Genomic DNA, 24,073 nt, shown 5'->3' with positions numbered 1-24,073 from the left:
GGGCAGCACTCGCGAGAGCACCCGCGTGATCGCCGCCGTCAGGGTCGTCTTCCCGTGGTCAATGTGCCCAATCGTGCCCACATTCACATGCGGCTTCGTCCGCTCAAACTTCTGCTTCGCCATTGTTCATCCTCACTTCTTAGTGCTCACATGCTCAGTGCAACAGAGATACGATAACGTGCCCAGGGGGTGCACCTTGCAACGGCCTTGTCTCACGATTACCAGCCAACATAGGGTAGAGCAGCACGCCCTCGCTTGGTGCGAGTCAAGCTGCGTGCGGTGCGGGCGCTTTTGGGAAGCGAGCGCCGCACGACGCGACGAGAGATAGAGTCAGCGGTCCGTTCCTTGCCAGAGGAGGGACCGGGCGAGGGCTGGGCCAGCCTTGTAGCAGATGGGTGCGGTTCAGCAAACCCCATTTGCGGTCTGAGCACAGCGCTCGCTCAGAACAGTGCCCTGGGAGGCCGTCCCCTGGCATCGGCTCCAGGGCTGGTGATCGAGAGCTGGACCGGCACAACTCTGCTCTTGTGGAGCGGAGTGATCCTGCCCAGCCACTGGCGTGAGTGAGAGGTGCGGCGCAGACGCGGCTTCTTCTTCTCCCCGGCTATCTGTGCAGGGGAGAGGGCAGGGCACCGGACCTCCAGGCACGCCCATCCCATAGCGGGAAAGGAGGCGCTGCCAGTAGCAACAGGCGATCTTTCTAGCTGGCAGCCGCCTTAGCGATAATTTCGTCCGCGATATTGCGCGGCACTGGTTCGTAGTGGTCAAACTGCATTGAATAGCTGGCGCGTCCACTGGTCAAGGAGCGGAGATCATTGACATAGCCGAACATCTCGGCTAGAGGGACATGGGCCCGCACCACATAGACGGTGCCGCGGCTCTCCATGCCCAGGATCACGCCACGGCGACGGTTGAGATCGCCAATGATGTCGCCGTAGAACTCCTCGGACGTGGTCACCTCGACCAGCATCACCGGCTCCAGCAAGATGGGGCCGGCTTTGCGCGCTGCCTCTTTGATCGCCAGCGATCCGGCGGTCTTAAAGGCCATCTCACTCGAATCGACCTCGTGATAGGAGCCGTCGAAGAGGGTGACCTTGACATCGATCATCGGATAGCCAGCGATGATGCCGTTCTCGAGCGTCTCCCGGATACCAACCTCGACCGGCTTGATATATTCCTTGGGGATGACGCCGCCGACAATGGCGTTGACAAACTCGAAGCCCTTGCCGGGATTGGGTTCAACGCGAATCCAGACATCGCCGTACTGGCCACGACCACCGGTCTGGCGAACATAGCGGCCCTGGGCGGTCGCTTCGCGTGTAATGGTCTCGCGATAGGCCACCTGGGGGCGCCCGATATTGGCCTCGACCTTAAACTCGCGGAAGAGGCGGTCGACGATCACCTCCAGATGCAGCTCACCCATGCCGCGGATGATCGTCTGGCCGCTTTCAGGATCGGTGCGCACCTGGAAGGTGGGGTCTTCCTCAGCAAGCTTGCTGAGGGCGATCGTCATTTTGTCCTGATCGCCGCGCGTCTTCGGCTCGATGGCGATCTCGATCACCGGCTCCGGGAAGGAGATTGATTCGAGGATCACCGGGTGCTGCGGATCACACAGGGTGTCGCCGGTGAAGGTATTACGCAGCCCGACGGCGGCACAAATATCGCCGGCGCGGATCTCGTCGATATCCTCACGATGGTTAGCGTGCATGCGCAGCAAGCGACCGATGCGCTCTGTTTTGCCCTTGGTGGTATTTTCGACCGCAGAGCCTTTCGTCAGAGTGCCGGAATAGACGCGCAGATAGGCCAGGCGACCCACGAAGGGGTCGGAGACAATTTTGAAGGCCAGGGCGCTGAACGGGGCATCGTCTGCAACCGTCAGCGTGACCTGCTCACCAGTATTGGGATTGATGCCGACGGGAGGAGGGATATCGAGAGGGGAAGGAAGATAGGCAACCACCGCATCCAGCAAAGCCTGTACGCCCTTATTGCGCAGGGAAGAGCCACAAAGTACCGGCACCAGAGTGCCGGCAATTGTTGCTTTGCGGAGGGCGGCGCGGATTTCGTCCTTGGTAATTTCCTCGCCCTCAAGGTATTTCAGGGTCAACTCCTCGTCGGTCTCGGCGACGCGCTCAATGAGTGCGTCGCGATGACGCTTGGCCTCTTCCTCCAGTTCAGCAGGGATGGGCGTTGGCTCGGGCCGCGTGCCCAGCTCATCGAGGAAAATGACAGCATGCTGTTCGATAAGATCGATGAAGCCCTTAAAGTCGCTCTCCGCACCGATCGGTAACTGGATCGGAAGAGGATTGGCCCCCAGACGGTCACGGATCATCTGGATGGTGCGCCAGAAATCAGCTCCGACGCGATCCATCTTGTTGACAAAGCAGATACGCGGGACATTGTACTTGTTGGCCTGGCGCCAGACGGTCTCAGACTGGGGTTCGACGCCGGCGACGGCATCGAAGATGACAATACCCCCATCGAGGACGCGCAGCGAGCGCTCGACCTCGGCAGTAAAGTCGACGTGACCGGGCGTATCGATGATGTTGATGCGATGGTCGAGCCAGAAGCAGGTGGTGGCTGCTGCGGTGATAGTAATGCCACGCTCCTGCTCCTGCACCATCCAGTCCATCGTCGCAGCCCCCTCGTGTACCTCACCCATGCGGTGAATCTTCTTCGTGTAGAAGAGGATGCGCTCGGTCGTCGTCGTTTTTCCCGCGTCAATATGGGCGATGATACCGATATTCCGCGTTCTTTCGAGTGAGTATTCTCTAGACATGATTAAGTATTACCAGCGATAATGGATGAAAGCCTTGTTGGACTCTGCCATCCTGTGGGTTTCCTCCCGTTTCTTGATGGTCGCACCCTGTCCGGCGGCAGCGTCCATGATCTCGCTTGCCAGCTTCTCCACCATGCTCTTGCCGGTACGAGCGCGAGCAGAGCGGATGAGCCAGCGCATGGCGAGGGAGAGGCCGCGCTCTTTGCGGACATCGACGGGCACCTGGTAGGTCGAGCCACCGACACGGCGGGGCTTGACCTCGACCGTTGGCGTGGCGTTCCTGATGGCCTGCTCGAAGACCTCCAGCGCCGGGCGCTTCTGCCGCTGCTCAATTAAGGCGAAAGCCTGATAGAGAATGCGCTCGGCCAGGCTCTTCTTGCCATCGACCATCAGCTTGCCGATGAAGCTCGCGACGTTGCGGCTCTGGTACTTGGGGTCCACGACTTCGAGCCGACGCACTCCACGCCGATACTCGTACTTCTTGGTTTCCTTGCTATGCTTGTCCGACTCTGACCGACGGCTAACACGTTTGCGTCTTGGCAAGGTCTCTTCTCCTCCCTTTCGCTTCGCGGTCAACACACATGCTCGCCGCCGCTCCTGCTGCCGGCCTGGGCCGACAAGCGTGGCCGCAGTCCGCTTACGCGCGCAGACGAGCATCTACGCTACGCTACGTACGTACGTATGATACCTGCCTTGTGCAAAGCACCAGAAAAGGCGTCGCTTCGATTGTAGCTGACACCTGTGCTTGCTTGCATTTCTGGTCGTCCTGCCCCCACGTTCTCCCCTACCGCACCCGCTAGGCTCAGCGGGCCAGGAGGGCAAACGCCGGGCCGCCTGGCGGGCCTGCCGAGGCTGCCGCCCCGGGGGCAGGGCACCCACCCATCGCGTTAGAGGAATGCGCTTCTGCTTCTGCTGCTCGTCGATGAGAACGGAAGCTACAATCGGATACGGACGCCTACAGCATCAGCAACGATGGTCACCGCACCAATCGCGGGCTGCCTCACGCGCCTATGTATGACTGAATCCATACTGTAATCGAGTGAACGCTGGCGCAGGTCCAGCGGCGGAGGCCTCTTCTCATCAGCGGACCGGCGCGGGTCCCTTCCCACATGTTCGGGCAGGGCAGCGGATCTGCTGCCGCGAACGTCGCTGTCTTCCTCGCTGGCCGCTCTTCCTTTCCCCTCCTTTACCCCAACCACTACGAGCAGTCCGTCAGACCTCTCTACTTCTTTGTTTGCTTGCTTACTGGTTTTTCTCAGCTAGCACTCTTGCTGATACGGTGAGCGTTTTCTTCCTTGCTCGCTACCCAGCTGGCCGGAGGCGAGCGAAAGGCGGGCTGGCTAGCCCGGCCCTACTGAGGGAGTACCTATTACCTTTTCCTCCCAGCAGACACAGTGACAGACAGACCTGCGGTTACCTCGCTGGCTCGGGTAGCTGAGCTGGCCTTGACCGTGGCAGTCTCCGCGGCCCGGTCCCACTCGCCAGAACAGCAGCCAGTAAAGTAACAGGCTGTCTCGTGCTGCTCCAGCCTGGCTTCTGGAGCGATCTACCTCTGCGAGCGCTTGCGCGCCCTTGTGCAGGTATTTTGCTGTTGAGCGCTCTGGCCCAGCTTCCATCTGCCGACCCGCCCGGGGTGAGGCGCTAGCAGTTCTCCTTGACAACCTTCACTTCACCGCAGGCTGCAGCGAGGGTTAGGTTTGTTTGCTTGTTTGCTGGCTTGAGATATGAGGCCAGGGGTGGTAGCCAGCCAGTCAAGCCAGTCAGCCAGACGATGGCGACTACGGCACTGCCTGCCTGCCGTCTTAGCCCTGACCCGCTTACCCTGCGGCGACGATAGCGCGCGGCGCGGGCAAGCGAACAGGCAAACAAACGAGCGTCTCTTTCCACGTGACACGCCAGAGCGAGCGCATTCTTTAGTTGTTGCCTGCCTGGCAGAGGGACAGACGTGGAGGACACCCGACACTCATCGAGCGTGAAGAACGCCGATGGGTGCGTGATCGAAAGTGATGCACGACCTGTAAACCGACCTACCTGAACGCTCTCAGGCGGTATCGGGCAGGGAAGCGGGGAATGTGGCGGGTCGGATGGCTATGCTTTTTGCATGCTTCTGCGCTGCAGCAGCCGCCCACGCGCTACTTCTTACCACCCCTGGCGGCTGGAGTGGCCGCCGCCTGCCCAGGCTTGGGCCGTTTGGCTCCGTACTTTGAGCGACCGCGACGACGCTTAGCGACCCCATCGCTATCGAGCGTACCGCGGATGATATGGTAGCGCACACTGGGCAGATCCTTAACGCGCCCACCGCGGATCAATACCACCGAGTGCTCCTGGAGGTTATGGCCCTCGCCAGGGATATAGGCCGTGACCTCCATCAAGTTACTCAAGCGCACACGCGCGATCTTGCGCATGGCCGAGTTCGGCTTTTTGGGGGTCATCGTACGGATCTGTGTGCACACGCCGCGCTTCTGCGGCGCACCCTGCATGCGCATGACACGGTTCTTCAGCGCGTTGTAGGAATACAACAGCGCCGGAGCCTTCGAGCGTCTGACCTTCTTGGAACGGCCCTTTCGGACCAGCTGATTGATCGTTGGCAACGAGCAATCCTCCCCTAACTGTCCTCTAAAGGGGCGCGCTGGTGCGCGCCCCTTCTCAATCTATGCGCGGTTGTATATGGTATCACTCATCACTCAGGCTGTCAAGAGCCACGCCGGGGGTACCGCTATTGTGGCCGTTGCTGCCAGAGTTCCCCCCCAGGCTCGCCCCCACGCCGGCCACGCTGGGGGCGCCTGTCAGGCGCTGCTGCGCCTGCTGCTGGCGCGCCAGCTGTTCACGGCGTCGCTGCAAGAAGCCGGAGCCAGCGGGAATGAGCTTGCCGATGATGACGTTCTCCTTGAGGCCCACCAGATGGTCGGTCTGGCCCTGGATGGCCGCCTCGGTCAGCACGCGCGTGGTCTCCTGGAACGAGGCCGCTGCCAGGAAGCTGTCGGTGTTGAGCGAAGCTTTGGTGACGCCCAGCAGCACAGTCTGGGCGCGAGCCGGCTCGCCGCCCTCGGCCAGGACGCGCGCGTTGGTCTCGGCGAAGGCGAAGCGGTCGACCAGGTCGTTGGGCAGCATGTCGGTGTCGCCCGGCTCCTCGACACGCACGCGGCGCAGCATCTGCCGGATGATGATTTCGATGTGCTTGTCGTTGATGCGCACACCAGTGTTGCGGTAGATGCGCTGGACCTCCTTGACGAGGTACATCTGGACCGCTTCGCGTCCGAGGATGCGCAGGACATCCTGCGGGTCGAGATGGCCGCTGGTGATAGGTGTCCCGGCTTTGATGTACTGCCCCTGGGCGACGGCCAGGCTGCGGGCGGCTGGCACCGGGTAGCTGCGCTCATCGCGCTCCTCGGAACGGATGGTCAACACGCCGTTCGGGTTGAAGAGCACTTCACCGCTGGTGCGGGCGCGCACTTCGCGCGGCTCGCTGCCGTTCTGCGGCGGCTCCAGGGCCAGCAGCTGGTCCTTCTGCACCTGGTCATGCTCGTTGACGAGGATTTCAGCCCCGGGCGGCAGGCGGTACTCGTCGAAGATGGTGTTCGTCGAGACGACGCGCACGGTGCGGCTGCCCGTGTTCTCGTCTTTGATGATCTCGACGACGCCATCGATCTCGCTGATCTCCGCCTTATCCTTGGGCACACGCGCCTCGAACAGCTCTTCGATGCGCGGCAGACCCTGGGTGATGTCGCCCTGGGCGCCAGCGATACCGCCGGTGTGGAAGGTACGCATGGTCAGCTGCGTGCCTGGCTCACCGATGGACTGGGCAGCGATGATGCCGACGGCCTGGCCCAGGCGCACCAGGCTGTTCTCCGCCAGGTCGCGGCCATAGCACTTGCGGCAGACGCCGCGGCGGGTCTGGCAGCCCAGCACGGAGCGGACGCGCACCTGCTTGACGCCCGCCGCCACCAGGGCATCGGCGATGTCTTCGGTGATCTCGTCGCCGACTTCGATGAGATGCTCGAAGCCGGGGATTGGCTCCAACAGGATGCGCCCGATGATGCGCTGGCGGATGTCAGGCAGCATCATCTCTTTGCTGTCCTCATCGGTAATGAGGATGCCCTCGGTGGTCTGACAATCCTCTTCGGTGACGATGACGTCCTGGGCAACGTCGATCAGGCGCCGCGTCAGATAGCCCGACTCAGCGGTACGCAGAGCGGTGTCGGCCAGTCCTTTGCGCGCTCCGTGGCTGCTGATAAAGTACTCCAGCACGCTTAGCCCTTCGCGGAAGTTGCCTCGAATGGGTACGTCGATGATCTTACCGGACGGGCTGGCCATCAGACCGCGCATACCAGAGAGCTGACGGATCTGCTGGAAGCGGGCCTTGGTCGCGCCAGACTTGGCAATGGTGAAGATGGCGCCGTAGGGGTCCAGCGTCTGCTCGACCATCTTGGTGATATTCTCGGTGACTTCGTTCCAGATGTCGATGGTCTGCTGGTATTTCTCGAAGTCGGTGATGAGACCCTCACGGTACTGCTCTTCCAGGGCGGCAATCTTGGCGTCGGCCTTGGCCAGCTCCTCGGCTTTGCCCTCGGGCACCTTGATGTCACTGACGGCAATGGTGGCGCCAGCCTTGGTGGCATACGAGAAGCCCAGGCGTTTGATTTCGTCAGCCAGCTCGCAGGTCTTGACGCGCCCGTACTCCTTGTAGCACTCGGAGATGAGAGCGCGCAGGTCGTCCTTCCTCATCGGATAGTTCTTGAAGCGCATGCGCTCGGGCAGCGATTCGTTGAAGATGATGCGCCCGACGGTGGTGGTGATCAGCTGGCGCTGCGCATACATGGTTGGCCCCGCCGGCGGTGGCTCATCGAAAATCTGGATGCCATCCATGCGCACCTTGATGAGGGCCTGCAGGTCGATGACGCCGTGATGGTAGGCTAGCAGGGCTTCGGTCGGATCGGAGAAGACACGCCCCTCTCCCTTCTTGCCCGGGCGATCCTGCGTCAGGTAGAAGCAGCCAAGGACCATGTCGCCGGTGGCGCCGATCGACGGCTCGCCGGTGGCTGGCAGCAGCAGGTTGCGGGTGGACATCATGTACTGCCGCGCCTCATCCTGGGCTTTCTCGGACAGCGGGACGTGAACGGCCATCTGGTCGCCATCGAAGTCGGCGTTGAAGGCTGAGCAGACCAGCGGATGGAGCTGGATGGCACTGCCTTCGACCAGCACAGCCTCGAAGGCTTGCAAGCCCAGACGGTGCAGGGTCGGCGCACGGTTGAGCAGAACGGGATGGTCCTTGATGACTTCCTCTAGGACATCCCAGACCTCGGGCCGGACGCGCTCGACGAAGCGCTTGGCGCTCTTGATGTTGTGGGCGTCGCCGCGCTCAACGAGCTTACGCATGACGAAGGGTTTGAACAGCTCCAGGGCCATGCGCTTGGGCAGACCGCACTGGTGCAGCTTCAGCTCAGGGCCGACGACGATCACCGAGCGGCCAGAGTAGTCGACGCGCTTACCAAGCAGGTTCTGGCGGAAACGGCCCTGCTTTCCTTTGAGCATGTCGGAGAGGCTCTTGAGCTTGTGGTTGCCCGAGCCAGCTACTGCTCGCCCACGGCGTCCGTTGTCGATGAGGGCGTCGCACGCCTCCTGCAGCATGCGCTTCTCGTTGCGAATGATGATCTCCGGCGCGCTCAGCTCCAGCAATCTCTTGAGACGGTTATTGCGGTTGATGACGCGGCGATAGAGATCGTTGAGGTCCGAGGTGGCGAAGCGCCCACCATCCAGCTGGACCATCGGACGCAGCTCAGGCGGCAAGACAGGCAGCACTGTCAGGATCATCCACTCGGGACGATTGCCCGACTTGCGGAAAGCCTCAACGACCTTGAGGCGCTTGGTGGCCTTCTTGCGCCGCTGGCCCACGGTCGAGCTGATCTCCTGGCGCAGCTCCATTGCCAGTTTGTCAAGATCGATATCGGCGATCAGCTCGCGTACGGCCTCAGCGCCCATGCCGGCGCGGAAGACGTTGCCGAAGGCTTCCTTCAGCTCGCGATAGCGATTCTCCTGGAGCAGGTCCATCTTCTTGAGGTTGACCAGGTCGCGACGCAGCTGCTCCAGACGATGGCGCCGATCGGTGCGCTGCGACTCCAGCTGCGACTGCAGCAGGTCAATCTGGCCCTGGTAGTCCAGGTTGAGGCGCTCGGCCTCGCGCTCGCTCTCGGCGCGTACGGCCTCCAGGGCATGGCGAGCCTGCTCGGCGATATCGTTGCGGCAGGTCTCGGCCACTTGCTCCAGCAGCTCGATGTGCTTGAGCGTGACGACCTCGCCGCGCGGGACAATGATCTGGCCGGTCGGCTCATAGACAATGTCGTCCTCCGCCGGCTTGCCGCGCTGGGCGCGCAGTTCAGCCAGGGTCTCGCTCTCAGCCTGGCGGGCCCGCTCCAGATCGCGCTCACGCTCCTCTTGAATCTGGCGGATGCGGGCCGCCAGGCGGGCGCGCTCGTCCTGAATCTCGCTGTCGCGCTGCTCCTTGAGGCTGTCGACACGCTCAACAACCTCCTCTTCGGTCGTCTGCTGAAGATTGGCCAGTTCGCGATCCAGCTCCATCAGGGCCTTCTGACGCGCCTCTTCGTCGATGTGGGTGACCACGTAGAGCGCGAAGTAGAGGATACGCTCCAGGTTGCGCGGCGACAGATCGAGCAAGAGGCCGATGCGACTGGGAATGCCCTTAAAGTACCAGATATGGCTGACCGGCGAAGCCAGCTCGATATGGCCCATGCGTTCGCGGCGCACCTTTGAGCGCGCGACCTCGACGCCACATTTGTCACAGACGATGCCCTTGAAACGGACGCGCTTGTATTTACCACAATAGCACTCCCAGTCCTTGGTGGGGCCGAAGATACGCTCACAGAAGAGACCGTCCTTCTCTGGTCTGAGAGTGCGGTAGTTGATGGTCTCCGGTTTCGTGACCTCGCCGTAGCTCCAGCTGCGAATCTGCTCGGGGCTGGCGAGACTGATGCGAATTGCGTTGAAATCGTTGACTTCGAGCATGCTGCCTCCTGATGGGAAAGGGGAAGGCCCCGGCCATCTCCTCGACGCTCTCTTGTTTTCTCTTCTTCTACCACTCTAGTGCCGGCCTTGCCTTATTGTGGGCTGCCCCGCTCTCGGCTACGCTGGGCGCTCTCTCCAGCTCACTTTACCCCAGCTCATCCCAGCGCAGCCGGTCTGCTGCTCTCTGGCCTGGACGTGGGCGCTGATGACAGGCAGAACGGCAGGCAGGCAGGCGGCAAGCCAGCCATGTACGACGATCAACATAGCAGGCTTGTCGACCAGAGAGCAGGCGGACGACGGGCGACGGCACAACCCAAGACGGTAGGGGAGCCGGGGAACAGCGACCGATCGCAGGCTGATGGCGCGGGACGCCTCCGCCGGTTCCCTTACTGATCTCCCTCGAAACCGGACAGATTGATGCCTAGCTCGGGCATGACGTCATTCGAGCTGTCCTCAACGAACTGGATCTTCTGATCGTCCTCGTTGAGAACCTCTACGTTGATCCCCAGGCTCTGCAGTTCTTTGACCAGGACCTTGAAGGACTCGGGCACGCCCGGCTCGATGATGTTTTCGCCTTTGACGATGGCCTCGTAGGTCTTGACACGGCCCACCACGTCATCAGACTTGACGGTGAGGATCTCCTGCAGGATATAGGCCGCGCCGTAGGCTTCGAGCGCCCAGACCTCCATTTCACCGAAGCGCTGGCCGCCAAACTGCGCTTTACCACCCAGCGGCTGCTGCGTGATCAGGCTGTAGGGGCCGGTCGAGCGCGCATGGACCTTGTCTTCGACCAGGTGGGCCAGCTTGAGCATATAGGTGTAGCCCACGGTGATCGGCTGGTCGAACGGCTCGCCGGTGCGCCCATCGAAGAGCTGGATCTTGCCGCTCTCCGGCAGATTAGCACGACGCAGCAGCTCGGTGACGTCGGCCTCGGTGGCGCCATCGAAGACAGGGGTTGCGATCTTGATGCCCAGCGCCGTGGCAGCCCAGCCCAGATGCGTTTCCAGGATCTGCCCCAGGTTCATACGGTGCGGCACACCCAACGGGTTGAGGATAATGTCGACCGGCGTACCATCAGGCAGGAATGGCATATCTTCAATGGGCAGGACACGAGAGATGACGCCCTTGTTGCCATGGCGCCCAGCCATCTTATCACCGGCGCCGATTTTGCGCTTCTGGGCAATGCTGACACGCACCAGCTGATTGACCCCGGGCGGCAGCTCGTCGCCGTTCTCGCGCGAGAAGACCTTGACCTCGACCACCTTGCCGCGCTCGCCATGCGGGACGCGCAGCGAGGTATCCTTGACCTCGCGCGCCTTCTCACCGAAGATGGCGCGCAGTAGCTTCTCCTCAGCGGTCAGCTCGGTCTCGCCCTTGGGTGTGATCTTGCCTACCAGGATATCCTGCGGCCCGACTTCGGCGCCGACGTAGATGATGCCGCGCTCGTCGAGGTTACGCAGGCCCTCCTCACCAACGTTCGGGATATCACGGGTGATCTCTTCAGGGCCGAGCTTGGTATCGCGCGCATCCACCTCGTACTTCTCGATATGGATCGAGGTGAAGAGGTCCTCGCGCACAATGCGCTCGCTGATCAGAATGGCGTCCTCGAAGTTGCCACCCTCCCAGCTCATGAAGGCCACCAGAATATTCTGCCCGAGGGCCAGCTCGCCATCCTGGGTCGAAGAGCTGTCAGCGATGACCTGCCCGGCGCGCACGCGGTCACGCTTGCGCACGATAGGCCGCTGGTTGATGCAGGTGCCGGCGTTGGAGCGCATGAACTTGCGCAGGCGATAGGTATGGATCTCGCCCTGGTTGTCCATGATCTCGATGACGCGCGCCGTCGATTTGACGACCTCGCCATCGACCTCACTGACGATTACCTGACCGGAGTCAATGGCCACCTGACGCTCGATGCCGGTGCCACAGACCGGCGCCTGCGGTCGCAGCAAAGGTACCGCCTGACGCTGCATGTTGGCGCCCATCAGCGCGCGGTTGACGTCGTCGTGCTCCAGGAAGGGGATCAGCGCGGTCGCGACGCTCACCGCCTGACGCGGCGAGACGTCCATGAAGTCCATGTTGTCCGTGCTGTCCATGATAAACTCACCCTGGTAGCGAGCCAGCGTGCGCTCTTCGGCGAACTCACCATTCTCCAACAGCGGGGCGTTCACCTGGGCGATCTTGTAATTCTCCTCGTCGTCGGCGGTCAGATACTGGACCTCATCGGTGACAAAGGCGCGGACATGCACCCAGGCGTCGCCGAGCAGCTTTGACAGTTTCAAGAAGAGGTCTTCATCGACGCGCACGCGCTCGTGCGCCTTGACCAGCACCTGGCCGTTCTCGTCGAGAACATCTTCCCGCTCGTGCCCAACTACGCCACGGAACTCACGCCCGATCAGGCGCGGGTCATTGGCCCGCAGGCGGCGGTAGACCTTGCGATAGGGGGTTTCGATGAAGCCGTAGGGATTGACCTGCCCGTAGGTGGCCAGGTAGCCAATCAGGCCGATATTGGGACCTTCCGGCGTCTCGATGGGGCAGATACGCCCGTAGTGCGAGCGATGGACGTCGCGCACGTCCAGACCAGCGCGCTCGCGTGAGAGACCGCCAGGACCGAGGGCCGAGAGGCGGCGCTTGTGGCCAATCTCCGCCAGAGCATTGGTCTGCTCCATAAACTGCGAGAGCTGGCTGCCACTGAAGAACTCGCGCATGGCCGCCACCACCGGGCGAATATTGATCAGAGCATTGGGCGTGGCCTGGCCCGGCTCCTGGATGCTCATGCGCTCCTTGACCACGCGCTCCATGCGCAGCAGGCCAACGCGAAACTGCGACTGAATCAGCTCGCCCACGCAGCGCACGCGACGGTTGCCCAGATGGTCGATGTCATCCTTGCGCCCGTGACCGTTGTTCAGGCGGATCAAACGGCGGATAATATGGACCAGATCGTCCAGCGTCAAGACACGGATATGCTGCGGCACCGCCAGCTCCAGCTTGCGGTTGAGCTTGTAGCGACCCACATTGCCCAGGTCATAGCGCCGTGGGTTGAAGAAGAGGTTGCGCACCAGCGAGCGCGCGTTATCAAGGGTGGCAGGATCGCCAGGGCGCAGCTTCTTGTAGAGTTCGAGCAGGGCCTCCTCCTCGCGCTTGACCGGATCACGATCCAGCGTCGTCTGGATGTAGCGTACGTTGGGATCATCATCGGCCTCGCTGAAGGCTTGAATCATGCCCTGATCCGTCGTCAGATCGACGTCCTCGGTGTGCCACTGCTCGCGGGCAATGCTGGCGACAGCGCGCAGCAGGGTAGTGACAGGCAGCTTGCGCTTGCGATCAATCTTGACGGAGAGGAGATTCTTATTGCTTGTTTCAAACTCCAGCCAGGCGCCACGGTTCGGGATCAACTTGGCAGCGAAGAGCCTGCGCCCGGTGCTGGCATCCTCTTCGGCGGTAAAGTAGACCCCCGGCGAGCGCACAAGCTGACTGACCACGACGCGCTCGACGCCGTTGATGATAAAGGTGCCCTGCTTGGTCATCAGGGGGAAGTCCCCCATGAAGATATCTTTCTCGATGACCTCGCCCGTCTCCTTATTGATCAGGCGGGCCTTGACCGTCAGCGGGGCGGCATAGGTGGCATCGCGGTCACGACACTCATCCTCGCTATACTTGGGCTTGCCGAACGGCTCGGGCGGGACAATAAACTCCAGGCTGAGATTTTTTCCAGTGAAATCTTCAATAGGAGAAATCTCTTCAAAAACCTCGCGCAGGCCCTCTCGCTTGAACCACTCAAAGGAGTCGAGCTGGATCTGGATCAGGCCCGGCATTGGCCGTATATCCGGAATACGCGCGAAAGAAACACGCTCCGGGAGCGCCACGGCCTTGCTGCTCACTGTCATGTGTGATATTCTCCTCTCACTAGAGCTTCACGGAGGAAAACCTTCCTTGCGCGACAGACGGCCTCACCTTACATGGCCCAGCTCCCTGTCTTGCCCATGCAGATAGACCAAACCAGGTCAGGCGGTTGCTGCTGTTGGTTAGTCAGGCTACAAAGGGAAAGGCAGTCACCAGGGAGGGCCTATCTGCCCGCCAGGTCACATCTGCGTCTGCTGTCGTGAAGGGAAAGTTATCCCGAGAGGCGCCTCGGCGCACCTCTCCGGAGGATCGTGAAATCGATGATTGTTGCTGTTGTCTACGGTTGCTGATAATTCCAGTGTCGGGAGCATTGCATGACAAGAAAAGTAACCGCTTCGTGCTCCCACAAGCGGTTACTCGGAATTGCTTTGTCGCCTTCGTTTAGTTGGTCGCTGAATCACCCACATGCACGGCCCTACACACTGACTCAGAGAAAAAAACATGCTGCGTGCCAACCCTTTTCTCTCAGGGTTGCACCCAGTCACTCCTTGTCAATTGGCAATTTCAAAGTATATCCCCTACCGACGACTTTGTCAAGTCCCTCAAGGGGGGAATTTCTGGACTATCCATTTTTCCCTCTCCCTCCCTCCCCCCCGACCAGGCTTAGCAGGTGCTCCTCCTCTGGCCCCTGGCTTAAGCAGACAGGCAAACAGGCAGATAGGCCGCAGCGCAGCTGAGTGAGGCAGCGATGAGGCTCAGGCGGAAAGAGCCAGCTGTTTTTGATGCTGAACTTCGGCGAGGGCAGCCTCGATTTCCTCGCCCAGCGCTGGATTCCAGGGCCGATCCGCATCAATCCAGCGTTTGCGCAACAGGGCCAGCAGGCGCTGCTGCTCAGCGCTTGAGAGCAGTTGCAGCTCTAGCAGGGACTCCGGCTCGCCAGGTGAGAGAATAGAGAGCATAAAGTCATGAATCCAGAGCGAGGTATGGCTATCGAGCCGGTAGGTCCGCGGCGCCCCCATCTGACGACAGAGCGAGAAGCAGCTGACCAAGATGCACGCCAGCAGCACCAGCATTCCTACAGTCAGCGCTAGCCCGGGTAGCGTGAGTAGCAGGAGCAGAGCGGTGCCCAGCGTTGTCAGGACGGGGTCGGCCCAGGTCTGCACCCAGCCCAGTAGGATCAGCGGGATCAGGCCCCCCAGAACCACCAGAAAGCAGAGCAGGGTTGTACCGATCATCCAGAAGATGCTGCCCAGGTTCTTATGCGATAAATCGCGCACCGTCAGGCTCTGCTCGTCAATGAGCAGCATTTCCCGGCGGTAGCCCATCTGCAGAGCATAGAGATAGCGCAGGCTCATGAGGCAGCCGGCCAGGGCGCTCAGGGTAAGGTAGACCACCAACGCCAGGAGGGCATCCTGCCACTTCAGATAGGGCGTGAAGGTATGCCCGTAGCTTCCCCAAAGCCAGCGTCCCCCCCCTACCAACCCCGCCGCCACCAGTAGGAAGGTCACCGCCGTCAAGAGAGCGAGCAGGCTGTTGCGCACATAGGCAGAGCGCTTGAGATGAAAGCGTTGGACCTCTGTCCCGCTTTGATGTTGAGCAATTGTTGACATCGCGCGTACCATCCCTCCCCATGTGCAGCAAAAACATCTCGGCTGGCCAGCGTTGCAGATCTGCCGTCAGGTCGGCGCCGCGCCTGCTTCAGGTCGGGAGACCAGACAAGGCGCCGCGGCCCGCCAGGGCTTTTCCGACGAGTCGCGCTGAGTCGACCTGGCACTTCCTGGCAATCGCCTGGAGGCTGGTCACAGCCGCTATGGTTTAAGACGAATCAGGCGGGACTTCGGTCTCATGAGCAGGCAGTTGACAGAGCTGATCGGGAGCGATCTTAGTGCATCCGCTTTGCTGAGGCTGCCTCACTCTGTGTCACGCGCCGCCAGCATCGTTCATCAGGGGCCTTCCTATCCAGTGCTCCTGCCGAAGCCGGCAAGCGGCGCTGTTAGACGCGCAGATCGTCGAAGAGGATCGTATGCAGATAGCGCTCGGCGGCGCTGGGGAAGATGGTCACGATGACCTTGCCCTCGTTCTCTTGCTTGCGCGCCTCCTGGAGGGCAGCCCAGGCTACAGCCCCACTGCTGATGCCGACAGAGAGGCCTTCTTGCTCCATGATGGTGCGCGCGGTGGCTACGGCATCATGATCGCTGACGGGGATGACGCGATCGATCAGATCGACGCGCAGGGTGTCGGGGATGAAACCCGCTCCAAGGCCCTCAATGCGATGCGGCCCGGGACGCCCACCCGAGAGGATGGCGCAGGCCGCTGGCTCGACGGCTACTACCTCTACCGTTGGCTTGCGAGCACGCAGACCTTCGGCGACCCCGGTCAGGGTGCCACCAGTGCCGACGCCAATCACTACCATATCAACGGCCCCGCCGGTGTCTTCCCAGATCTCAACGGCAGTGCCCTCGCGGTGAGCACGAGGGTTGGCTTGATTATAAAACTGCTGGGGATACCAGGCGTTTGACAGGGAGGTACGCAGCTCGATCACTTTGTTGATGGCGCCACGCATCCCCTGGTTGCCTGGCGTGAGAATCACCTGGGCCCCAAGGCGACGCAGGAGCAGACGACGCTCCAGGCTGATGGTGTCGGGCATGGTCAGGATGCAGCGATAGCCACGGGCGGCGGCGATCCAGGCCAGGGAGATGCCCATATTCCCGCTCGTTGGCTCGGTGATGATCCCCCCAGGACGCAAGAGACCCTGCGTCTCCGCCTCGCAGATCATCTTGAGAGCTGGACGATCCTTGAGGCTGCCACCAGGACTGAACATCTCTAGCTTGGCCAATACAGTAGCACCGCAGGAAGCAGCAAAACGCTTTAGCTCAACCAGCGGGGTGCGACCGACCAGCTCTGTTGCATCCTTGGGCCAGCGCGCCATGTTCACCTACCTACCTGCTTGCTTGCCTGTTTCACCTAGTCTTCTGCTGGCTCGGCTTGCTCCGGCTCCTCGGCGAGCAGGGCGCGCATGAGAAAGAGGAGTTCTTGCACGCTGAAGGGTTTGCGCAGCATTAAACCCGTATGCAAGCCCATGCGATGCAGCTCCCACTCGTAGCTACCGGTGATGACAATAATTGGGATATGCCTGGTTTGACTATGGCCGCGCAAGATCCTGTAGAGGGAGACGCCGTCGAGGTTGGGCAAACCTACATCGAGTAGGATCAAATCGGCCCCAATGTTGGGCAAATGCTCACGAGCCTCCTGCCCATCGGGGAAGACGTGCAGCTGCCAGGAACTAACGGTCGTGATGACCGCCTGAACCATCTCGATGAGGCGCGGATCGTCCTCTACCAGAGCGATTACCTTCGTCTTCTTCGCTTTTTGCACGGGAACAACCACGTCTTACTACCCTTCCCCTTCAGGCCAGCGGACAACTGCCGCCCGCCTGCTGCTGCACATGCCCAGCCCAGGCCACCAACCTGCTCCCCCACCCACCACCCATCAGCCTGCCACTCCCAGAAGCGACAGCTCGCCCCGCCCGGACTGGCTAGATATAGTACATGGTCTCTGCAGCGGCGCCAGTGCGATGGCGCTGCGCCAGCTCCTCGATGGTCGTCGAGAGCAGAATTTGCCAGGTCATCTCGTCGATTTTCTGCCAGACCTCGCGCAAAGCACAGCCTGGTGACAGCTCACAGACACCAGGCGAAGGCAAACATTTCATCGGCGGCACGTAGCCCTCCAGGGCCCGCACGACCTCGGCCATGGTAATCTGAGAGGGCGGCCTTGCCAGCATATGCCCACCCTTGGGACCGCGCACACTCTTGACCAGCCCTTCCTTGCGGAGCGCCATCAGGATCTGATCAAGGTAATGCTCAGGAATATACTGCCGACTGGCAATATCCGCACTTTCAACCGGTCCCTGTCCATAGTAGGCCGCCATGTCAAGCATGGCCCGTAGTCCGTAGTCGCCTTTCATTGTGAGCTTCATACGCTTGTTCCTTTCTTGCTTGCAGCATCCTCTTGCGGATGGACAGGGCTACGAACCTTGTGACCCCTGCTGCTTGCTCTTGCCTCTGTGTTGCAGGACAAGGACGTGTTTCTAACGCTAGGATATATCAATTGTGAATCACTGTCAATGGCCGCTTCTATCAGCGCTGTCCTCCTGAACGCCGTCCCCAAGCCCTGGCATTTACTGCTTGCTTGATAAGGCATGGGAGGGGCGAGCCTCCTCGGGCGCTCGCTCACGCTGCTCCCGGCGAGCTGCTGAGGCCCGGGCCTCGCGCGCGATGCCCAGGAGATCGGTACGGATGTTGGTGAAGTGTTCGCGCAGGGCTGCCATTTCAACCTGGTCGCCGCGGATGCGCAGCCAGATGCGTCGCTGCGGGAAGTAGAAGGTGATACACAGGCTGAGCACCAGGACAACGGCAATCGGCCAGACGAGCGGAGACCCGGCGTCGCGAGTGACCAGCAAGACGGTGGCGTCGCTAGCGGCGTCGAGCCTGATGGTCCACTGACCGTCGACGCTCTTGCCGCTCTGTCCGGGCGAGAGACGCAGCAGGGCTTTGTCTTCGTTATTGCTGGTGCCCGGGGTGCCAATGGCGATGAGCAGCACGGGATGGGCAATCTGGGACAAATGCTGCCCTTCTGCATGAATGAAGAAGACCCCCATCGTGTAGTTGGTGCCACCGATGGGGATACCGCGTGCATAGTCGACGACGCCGTTGCCCGAGGGCAGGGTGCTGCTGCTATCGAGGATGACGGCATCGTGATAGAGGACGTTGCCCTGGGCATCGGTGATGGTGATGACCGCTGAGGCTACCAGTGAGGATTGATGGAAGGTGATGCCGTCGTAGGTCAGCGGGTCGTTGACACGCAGATGGTCGCTATGGGCCACCAGCTCGCCATCACGGTAGACGCTCAGGTCGGTCACGTAATCGACAGGCTGGCCAGTCTGAGGATCAAAGCGCGCGGTGAAATGGTTGACGCGAAAGCTGATGTTGTGAGGGGTGCCGCGCGGGTAGACGACGGCGCTCTCACCGGTCGGCAAAGCCTGGTCGAAGCTGAAGCCTGCCAGGGCATCGCTGAGGCTGATGATGGGAGCCGGCAAAATGCGCCGCGCCGGGCTGTTGAGTGGGAAGCCGTGCCACTGGCTGATCATGCCCGCCAGCAAGAGCGCCACGAGCGAGGCGTGGAAGACGAAGGTGGAAAGGGTGGCCCAGGTGTTCTTGTTGGCGTAGAGATAGGTGACTTCGCAGTTGTCTACGCTGTCGCTCTCGCTGCGCACACGATAGCCGCGACGCCGCAGGGCGGCGCTGGTCCAGGCCACAGCCTCGGGATGGCTGAAGCTGGCTCGCTCCAGGGCGTTTTGATAAAAGCGGTCGCTGCGCCGGATGAGCGGATGGGCAAAGTTTTGCCAGATGGCCGGGGCGCGATTGAGGGTACAGACAACGATGCTGAGCGCCAGTACGCCCAGCAGAAGCATAAAGTACCAGCTTGAGAAGATGGTGAAGAAATGGAGCCAGTCGTAGATGGGCGTCAGCGAACCGTACTGCGGCAGGGCGTTCTGCTGCAGCCAGGCCTGATAGGCCGTCGGGTCATTGAGCACTTCGCCCGGCGCCTGCGGAAAGTAGATGCCCAGGATGCAGACGACGATGATACAGACGATCAAAAAAATAGCTGTGCGCACCGAGCTGAGCCAGCCCCAGAGAGCGTCAAGAGGATGCTTCATCGCGTAGGTCAGACGCTTCTTGAGGCGCTGGCCAGGGCTGAGCCGGGGCGCGGCAGGCCGTTTCTTGTTCGAGGAGGGCCGCGCTCGACGGGACGCGGCGCCACGCTGTGATTGCTTGAGCAGTGTCGCCATGAGAATCTATGGTCTTTCCTTCCTGCCTGCTGGCTGAAATGGAACGGTCCTTGCTCGTTTGCAGAGTGCCACCGGTTGCGTCTCGTGTTCTTGTAGTATGATAGAGCAAGGGCGGTATTCTGGCAAGCGTCCGCCCACTGTATCGCTCCTAAAGAGAGCATCCACGCACGGCCCTGCAGCACTCCGTCCCCATAAGCAGGAACCTCAACGGACGCCGCGCTGGTGCAGAAATTCTATACTACTTGTTGTTGAGCAGATGAGACAGGGCAAGCTGGCAACCGCATCTACACGACCCCTCGCTGCGCGCCGAGGGGCATGCACGTCATCATATATTTTGGGGAGAGCTATGCTTGAGCACTGCTGCGCCCGCCCCTCACCGTTGCCAGTTTTCCGGCTTGAGGCATGCTGATTCTTGCTTGTAGAACAGAACAGAGAGGAGTTCTTTTCATGGCCGACGAACGTCATCAGAAGCTGGCTCAGGTGCTTGTCCACTACTCGCTGGAGCTGAAACCCGGCGATCGATTGCTGATCCAGGCTCCTATCGCAGCCTTTCCGCTGACCCGCGAGGTTTTTCGCGAGGCGATCCGCACTGGCGCCTATGTGGTGGCGGTGGAGACTCTGCAGCCGGAGTTGATCGAGCTGCTGCTACGCGAGGGCAGCGACGAGCAGCTGACCTATGTCTCCGAGCTGGATCGCTTGCGCGTCGAGCAATATACGGCCCGCCTCTACGTTTGGGGCGAAGAGAATACGCGCGCATTGTCTTCGGTTGATCCCAAGCGCCTGGCTCTCTACCAGCGAGCGCGTCAGGCGTTAGTGAGTCGCAGGCTGGAGCGTGAGGCCAACGGCGAGGCCCGCTGGTGCGGTACGCTCTTTCCAACGCACGCTTATGCGCAGGACGCCGGCATGTCTCTGAGCTCCTATGAGGAATTTGTCTTTACGGCTGGCATGTTGGATGCGCCTGATCCGATCGGGGCCTGGCGCCGGGTCTACGAGGAGCAACAGCGCATCGCGGCTTTTCTGAGACAGCACGATGAGTTGCACATTGTGGCCCCTGGAACCGATCTACGGCTGCGCGTGGGGGGCCGCCAGTGGATTAACTGTGCCGGCAAGGTGAATTTCCCCGACGGCGAGGTTTTCACCGGCCCGATTGAGGATTCGGTCTCGGGTACCATTCGTTTTAGCTATCCGGCCTTCTATCAAGGCCACGCGGTTGAGGGACTAAGCCTGACCTTCGAAGAGGGGCGGGTGGTGAAGGCTACGGCCCGCACGAACCAGGCTTTTCTGGAGGCCATGCTCGATGTCGATCCAGGCGCCCGCACCGTCGGTGAGGTGGCTTTCGGATTGAATTACAATATTCAGCGTTTTACCTGTAATACGCTATTTGATGAGAAGATTGGGGGGACGATGCACCTGGCCCTTGGGGCCTCGTTGCCAGAGAGCGGCGGACGGAATCAGTCGACGATCCATTGGGATATGGTGAACGATCTGCGCGAGGGCCGCGTGTATGCCGACGGCCAGCTTTGCTATGAAAATGGACGCTTCTTGATCTGAGCCAGAGCAGAGAGGCGAGCCAGGAGGGGAGTGAGCCGGCCCCGCCCCGGACCAGGGTTGCTGCCCATTATCGGCTTGCTGCTGGCCTGACTCGCCTCTGGAGGTTGAGATAGGGGTCCTGGCCTGGCCTGGCCAGGCCAGGCCTGATGCTACTCGCCTTTGCGCCCGAGCCAGAGGGTCCAGCACTCCTGAGCGATAATCTCGCCGCCGGCCTGCTCGTGCCGGGCCAGGTGCTCTTCAAGAAAGGCGATGTAGGCGAGCAACTCGTTGACCTCCTCTTCACTCATTTCGTAAAGGGGGGCGTTCAGCACGTAGCTCACCAGCTCTTCGGCCAGGGCGCTGCTGTTGGGATAGACACCGCGCGTCTCCCAAAGCGCGCGCTGCTGAATGTCGCGAAAGCCGACGTCTTGCATGATCTGGCGCACCTCTTCGCGCTGGCAGCGGGCCAGGACACGTTGGTCGACGAGACGTGGATAGCGGGCAAAGAGATAGCCCCAGATATGGGTTTTGCTGCCCGGCTCCAGGAGATCCTCGGGGGTCTGGTCCTGGATGAGCAGGCTACCACCAGGCTTGAGCAGGCGATAGGCTTCGATGAAGCAGGGGCGCAGCTCTGTCGGGCGCAGATCGCGCAACAGAGCGCGCATAAAGACGATGTCGTAGCGCTCGGCCAGCAGGCCGGTGGCCAGGGCGTTCCCGCGCAGAAATTCGATGTTGCGATAACTCGCGCAGCGCTGACGCGCCTGTTCTAGCTGCTCTTCAGCGCTGTCGAGGCCGATGACATAGGCGGCCCCCAGATCGGCCAGGGCCTGGGTGTAGAGACCATTGCCGCAACCAAGATCGAGCACAAGCTTGCCGCCGGGCGGGATGAGGGTGGTGACCACCTCCAGCCAGGCGGGATCAGGGCGGTCGCTGGTTTGCAGCAGCCCTCTTTTCTCTGGGTAGACTCGGGTCGCCATTGTTCCCGCTCCTTCCTGTCTGACGCACACCGCCTCGACGCGCACCGCTCGACGCTCAGGTGAGACGCCGGGGGGAGCTTAGTCCATTCTTGATGTAGGCTTTAACCCCTTCCGGCCCGCGAATGCGCAGCCAGAGCGGCCCGCGCTGCGGTGCAAACTGCAACTCAAAGGTAAGCAGGGGAGCACACTCGCGCTCAATGCTGATAAGCGCCAGAATGGCCGTGAGCTGCTCTCGCGTGTCGCTGAAGCGAAAGGCGTAGCCATCGCTGAGCTCGTTGACCTCCTCGGCCTCTCGGAAGAGGTCGAGATTGCTTTCACGGCGGCGCATGATGCGCTCCTGCCCCCTGCTGGCATCTTCACTGAACATCGTTGATTCTCGCACGCTCGTGTCCGGAATGACTGTGACTCAGGTCCCGTTGTTGCTACTGTTGAGCTAATCTACATCTATGTCTATGATATGTATCAGTGTATCACTGGCAGAAGCAATCTGCCTACCCTGGGGGGACCAGGCCAGACAGCGAATCCAACGCCGGTGCTCGCTGTAGCTGAGCAGAGTGGCGCCGCTGCTGGCTTGCCAGAGTAGGAGAGAGCAGTCGTCGCCAGCGGAGGCGAGGAGCTGGCCATCCGGCGACCAGGCCAGCGCTTTCAGGGGACGACGGTGGCCACGGTAGCTGGTGATGAGTTGGGGATCGGGCGTCTGCGGTCGCCAGACCAGCACCCGGTTGTCGGCTCCGCCCGAGGCGATTAGCTGACCATCCGGCGACCAGGCGGCGCAGTAGATGGGCCGGCCATGCTCGCTGAAGCGCAGGGAGCGCTCGGCTCGGAGTGAGGAGGTGGAACCGTCGGCGTCGACGGTCCAGATGTCTACGTAGCCGTCAAAGCTGGCGCTGAGCAGCCGCTCCCCACAAGGGGACCAGCCGACGGCAAAGAGCCGGTATTGTTGACGATCGCAGAACAGGCAGCGTCCGCTGCGGCTCTCCCAGAGCTGGAGGCTGCTGTCGCCGTAGTCGCCGCCCGAGATGAGATAGTCGCCGTTGGGAGACCAGGCCAGGGAGCGCACAAAGCGACGATGCCCACGGTAGATGAGCAGGCAACGGTGAGGCGAGGCGACTTCCCATAGGTGGACGGCTCCGGCAGTGTCCCCCGAAGCAAGCAGGCGGCCATCGGGGGACCAGGCCAGGGAGAGAATACACTGTCTGTGGCCTGTGTAGGCGGCAATGGGTTCAAATATGCCATCTTGGGACGACTGCCAGAGGCGCACGCTTCCGTCGCGTCCAGCCGAGGCAAGGAGCCGGCCATCCGGTGACCAGGCCAGGGCAAAGATGGCATCGCTGTGACCAGGGTAGTGTCTGGCTCTTGCCCGCATGACTGAGGTCTCTATTTTTTTCCTGGTGGCTGCCAAGCTGCGGCTTTTTCCATCCTCTCCCTGGGCAGGCGCTCCGAGGGCGAGCGCTCAGCAGCGCCGTCGGCCCCTCACTACCAGCCGGGGCGACCTCCAACAGCCCTGAGTCTCGCTCGCTCCCTACCCAGGGCAGACAGCAGCTGGAGCGAGCAGCCTTGATCAACAGATTACCCGGCGGGCGCGCTCGCTGCCACGGTTAGTGTTCGCTGGGGCCGCCGGTCAATAGATTGATCGCATGCGGCAGAACAGGCAGGATTGTTTCCAGGCATTCTTTAACGGCCTTGGGGCTACCTGGCAGGTTCACGATGAGCGTCTGCCCACGCGTACCGGCGATTCCCCGTGAGAGCATACCAAAGGGTGTATGTTGCAGGCTGGCGGCACGCATGGCCTCGGCCAGGCCCGGAGCCTCACGCTCTATAACGGCCTTGGTGGCCTCGGGGGTCACATCACGTGGAGCCAGGCCGGTGCCGCCTGTTGTCAGAATTAAGTTCAGCCGTTGCTCGTCGCACCAGGAGCGCAGCACGGCCTCGATCTGCTCCCGCTCATCGGGGACAATAGCGGTCGCGCTCACCACTGCCTCGGGCAGTTGCGCCACGAGAGAGCGAATGGTCTGACCGCTTGTATCCTGGCGCGTCCCGTGGGCGGCACCATCGCTGATCGTCAGGACACCAACTGTAATCATC

General features: G+C 61.4%; 17 protein-coding genes. 2 read left to right on the top strand and 15 right to left on the bottom strand.

What is annotated here, in order from left to right:
• Window positions 1–123: GTP-binding protein (locus KTAU_RS18400; RefSeq protein WP_228026531.1), on the bottom strand; the 123-nt coding region annotated here is incomplete at its 3' end.
• A gap of 132 nt (window positions 124–255) precedes the next feature.
• On the opposite strand from KTAU_RS18400, the gene KTAU_RS18395 reads away from it, so the two are divergent.
• Window positions 256–564, top strand: coding sequence for a hypothetical protein (locus KTAU_RS18395; RefSeq protein ID WP_151729740.1), 309 nt, complete (start codon window positions 256–258; stop codon window positions 562–564).
• Window positions 565–697: 133 nt separating this feature from the next.
• On the opposite strand, the gene fusA is transcribed toward KTAU_RS18395, so the two are convergent.
• The 10 genes from fusA to KTAU_RS18345 all read right to left on the bottom strand — a co-directional run bounded on the left by fusA (window position 698) and on the right by KTAU_RS18345 (window position 19,481).
• Window positions 698–2,773, bottom strand: a complete 2,076-nt coding sequence (gene fusA / locus KTAU_RS18390; RefSeq protein WP_151729739.1) for an elongation factor G — start codon at window positions 2,771–2,773, stop codon at window positions 698–700.
• 9 nt (window positions 2,774–2,782) lie between these two features.
• Window positions 2,783–3,232, bottom strand: coding sequence for a 30S ribosomal protein S7 (gene rpsG / locus KTAU_RS18385; RefSeq protein ID WP_228026530.1), 450 nt, complete (start codon window positions 3,230–3,232; stop codon window positions 2,783–2,785).
• 1,673 nt (window positions 3,233–4,905) lie between these two features.
• Window positions 4,906–5,364, bottom strand: coding sequence for a 30S ribosomal protein S12 (gene rpsL / locus KTAU_RS18380; protein WP_112431541.1), 459 nt, complete (start codon window positions 5,362–5,364; stop codon window positions 4,906–4,908).
• Window positions 5,365–5,446: 82 nt separating this feature from the next.
• Window positions 5,447–9,793 (bottom strand): DNA-directed RNA polymerase subunit beta', encoded by a 4,347-nt coding sequence (gene rpoC, locus KTAU_RS18375; protein WP_151729737.1) that lies wholly within the window; start codon window positions 9,791–9,793, stop codon window positions 5,447–5,449.
• 386 nt (window positions 9,794–10,179) lie between these two features.
• Window positions 10,180–13,677: a DNA-directed RNA polymerase subunit beta gene (gene rpoB / locus KTAU_RS18370; protein WP_112431535.1), complete on the bottom strand. Its 3,498-nt coding sequence runs from the start codon at window positions 13,675–13,677 to the stop codon at window positions 10,180–10,182.
• Between the two features lie 711 nt (window positions 13,678–14,388).
• The gene (locus KTAU_RS18365) at window positions 14,389–15,243 is read right to left on the bottom strand and encodes a hypothetical protein (protein WP_151729736.1); all 855 of its coding nucleotides are present in this window, start codon (window positions 15,241–15,243) and stop codon (window positions 14,389–14,391) included.
• 383 nt (window positions 15,244–15,626) lie between these two features.
• Window positions 15,627–16,562 (bottom strand): cysteine synthase A, encoded by a 936-nt coding sequence (gene cysK, locus KTAU_RS18360; RefSeq protein ID WP_151729752.1) that lies wholly within the window; start codon window positions 16,560–16,562, stop codon window positions 15,627–15,629.
• Between the two features lie 35 nt (window positions 16,563–16,597).
• A complete protein-coding gene (locus KTAU_RS18355) occupies window positions 16,598–17,008 on the bottom strand; it encodes a response regulator transcription factor (protein ID WP_146747250.1) in 411 nt (136 codons plus the stop codon).
• A 160-nt stretch (window positions 17,009–17,168) separates the two neighbouring features.
• Complete coding sequence (locus KTAU_RS18350) at window positions 17,169–17,609, bottom strand: RrF2 family transcriptional regulator (RefSeq protein ID WP_052890681.1); 441 nt, start codon at window positions 17,607–17,609, stop codon at window positions 17,169–17,171.
• A gap of 201 nt (window positions 17,610–17,810) precedes the next feature.
• The gene (locus tag KTAU_RS18345) at window positions 17,811–19,481 is read right to left on the bottom strand and encodes a cytochrome c biogenesis ResB family protein (protein WP_151729735.1); all 1,671 of its coding nucleotides are present in this window, start codon (window positions 19,479–19,481) and stop codon (window positions 17,811–17,813) included.
• Window positions 19,482–19,928: 447 nt separating this feature from the next.
• Between KTAU_RS18345 and KTAU_RS18340 the strand changes: the two genes are divergently transcribed.
• Window positions 19,929–21,032: an aminopeptidase gene (locus tag KTAU_RS18340; protein WP_151729734.1), complete on the top strand. Its 1,104-nt coding sequence runs from the start codon at window positions 19,929–19,931 to the stop codon at window positions 21,030–21,032.
• A 149-nt stretch (window positions 21,033–21,181) separates the two neighbouring features.
• On the opposite strand, the gene KTAU_RS18335 is transcribed toward KTAU_RS18340, so the two are convergent.
• The 4 genes from KTAU_RS18335 to mog all read right to left on the bottom strand — a co-directional run bounded on the left by KTAU_RS18335 (window position 21,182) and on the right by mog (window position 24,072).
• Window positions 21,182–21,988 carry a class I SAM-dependent methyltransferase gene (locus KTAU_RS18335; protein WP_151729733.1) on the bottom strand — a complete coding sequence of 269 codons (807 nt, stop codon included), beginning with the start codon at window positions 21,986–21,988 and terminating at the stop codon, window positions 21,182–21,184.
• Between the two features lie 55 nt (window positions 21,989–22,043).
• Window positions 22,044–22,355: a hypothetical protein gene (locus tag KTAU_RS18330; protein ID WP_151729732.1), complete on the bottom strand. Its 312-nt coding sequence runs from the start codon at window positions 22,353–22,355 to the stop codon at window positions 22,044–22,046.
• Between the two features lie 66 nt (window positions 22,356–22,421).
• The gene (locus KTAU_RS18325; protein WP_151729731.1) at window positions 22,422–23,354 is read right to left on the bottom strand and encodes a WD40 repeat domain-containing protein; all 933 of its coding nucleotides are present in this window, start codon (window positions 23,352–23,354) and stop codon (window positions 22,422–22,424) included.
• A 232-nt stretch (window positions 23,355–23,586) separates the two neighbouring features.
• Complete coding sequence (gene mog, locus KTAU_RS18320) at window positions 23,587–24,072, bottom strand: molybdopterin adenylyltransferase (RefSeq protein WP_151729730.1); 486 nt, start codon at window positions 24,070–24,072, stop codon at window positions 23,587–23,589.
• Between the last annotated feature and the right edge of the window lies 1 nt (window position 24,073).

Source organism: Thermogemmatispora aurantia (assembly GCF_008974285.1).
Taxonomy (GTDB): Bacteria; Chloroflexota; Ktedonobacteria; order Ktedonobacterales; family Ktedonobacteraceae; genus Thermogemmatispora; species Thermogemmatispora aurantia.
The sequence above is the reverse complement of the archived record's forward strand: the minus strand, read 5'-3'. Positions and strand labels throughout refer to the sequence as shown.

Coding starts and splice junctions, on each gene's coding strand:
- fusA (WP_151729739.1), bottom strand. CDS start 2,773: ATGTCTAGAGAATACTCACTCGAAAGAACGCGGAATATCGGTATCATC.
- rpoC (WP_151729737.1), bottom strand. CDS start 9,793: ATGCTCGAAGTCAACGATTTCAACGCAATTCGCATCAGTCTCGCCAGC.
- rpoB (WP_112431535.1), bottom strand. CDS start 13,677: ATGACAGTGAGCAGCAAGGCCGTGGCGCTCCCGGAGCGTGTTTCTTTC.
- KTAU_RS18365 (WP_151729736.1), bottom strand. CDS start 15,243: ATGTCAACAATTGCTCAACATCAAAGCGGGACAGAGGTCCAACGCTTT.
- cysK (WP_151729752.1), bottom strand. CDS start 16,562: ATGGCGCGCTGGCCCAAGGATGCAACAGAGCTGGTCGGTCGCACCCCG.
- KTAU_RS18350 (WP_052890681.1), bottom strand. CDS start 17,609: ATGAAGCTCACAATGAAAGGCGACTACGGACTACGGGCCATGCTTGAC.
- KTAU_RS18345 (WP_151729735.1), bottom strand. CDS start 19,481: ATGGCGACACTGCTCAAGCAATCACAGCGTGGCGCCGCGTCCCGTCGA.
- KTAU_RS18340 (WP_151729734.1), top strand. CDS start 19,929: ATGGCCGACGAACGTCATCAGAAGCTGGCTCAGGTGCTTGTCCACTAC.
- KTAU_RS18335 (WP_151729733.1), bottom strand. CDS start 21,988: ATGGCGACCCGAGTCTACCCAGAGAAAAGAGGGCTGCTGCAAACCAGC.
- KTAU_RS18330 (WP_151729732.1), bottom strand. CDS start 22,355: ATGTTCAGTGAAGATGCCAGCAGGGGGCAGGAGCGCATCATGCGCCGC.
- KTAU_RS18325 (WP_151729731.1), bottom strand. CDS start 23,354: ATGCGGGCAAGAGCCAGACACTACCCTGGTCACAGCGATGCCATCTTT.
- mog (WP_151729730.1), bottom strand. CDS start 24,072: ATGATTACAGTTGGTGTCCTGACGATCAGCGATGGTGCCGCCCACGGG.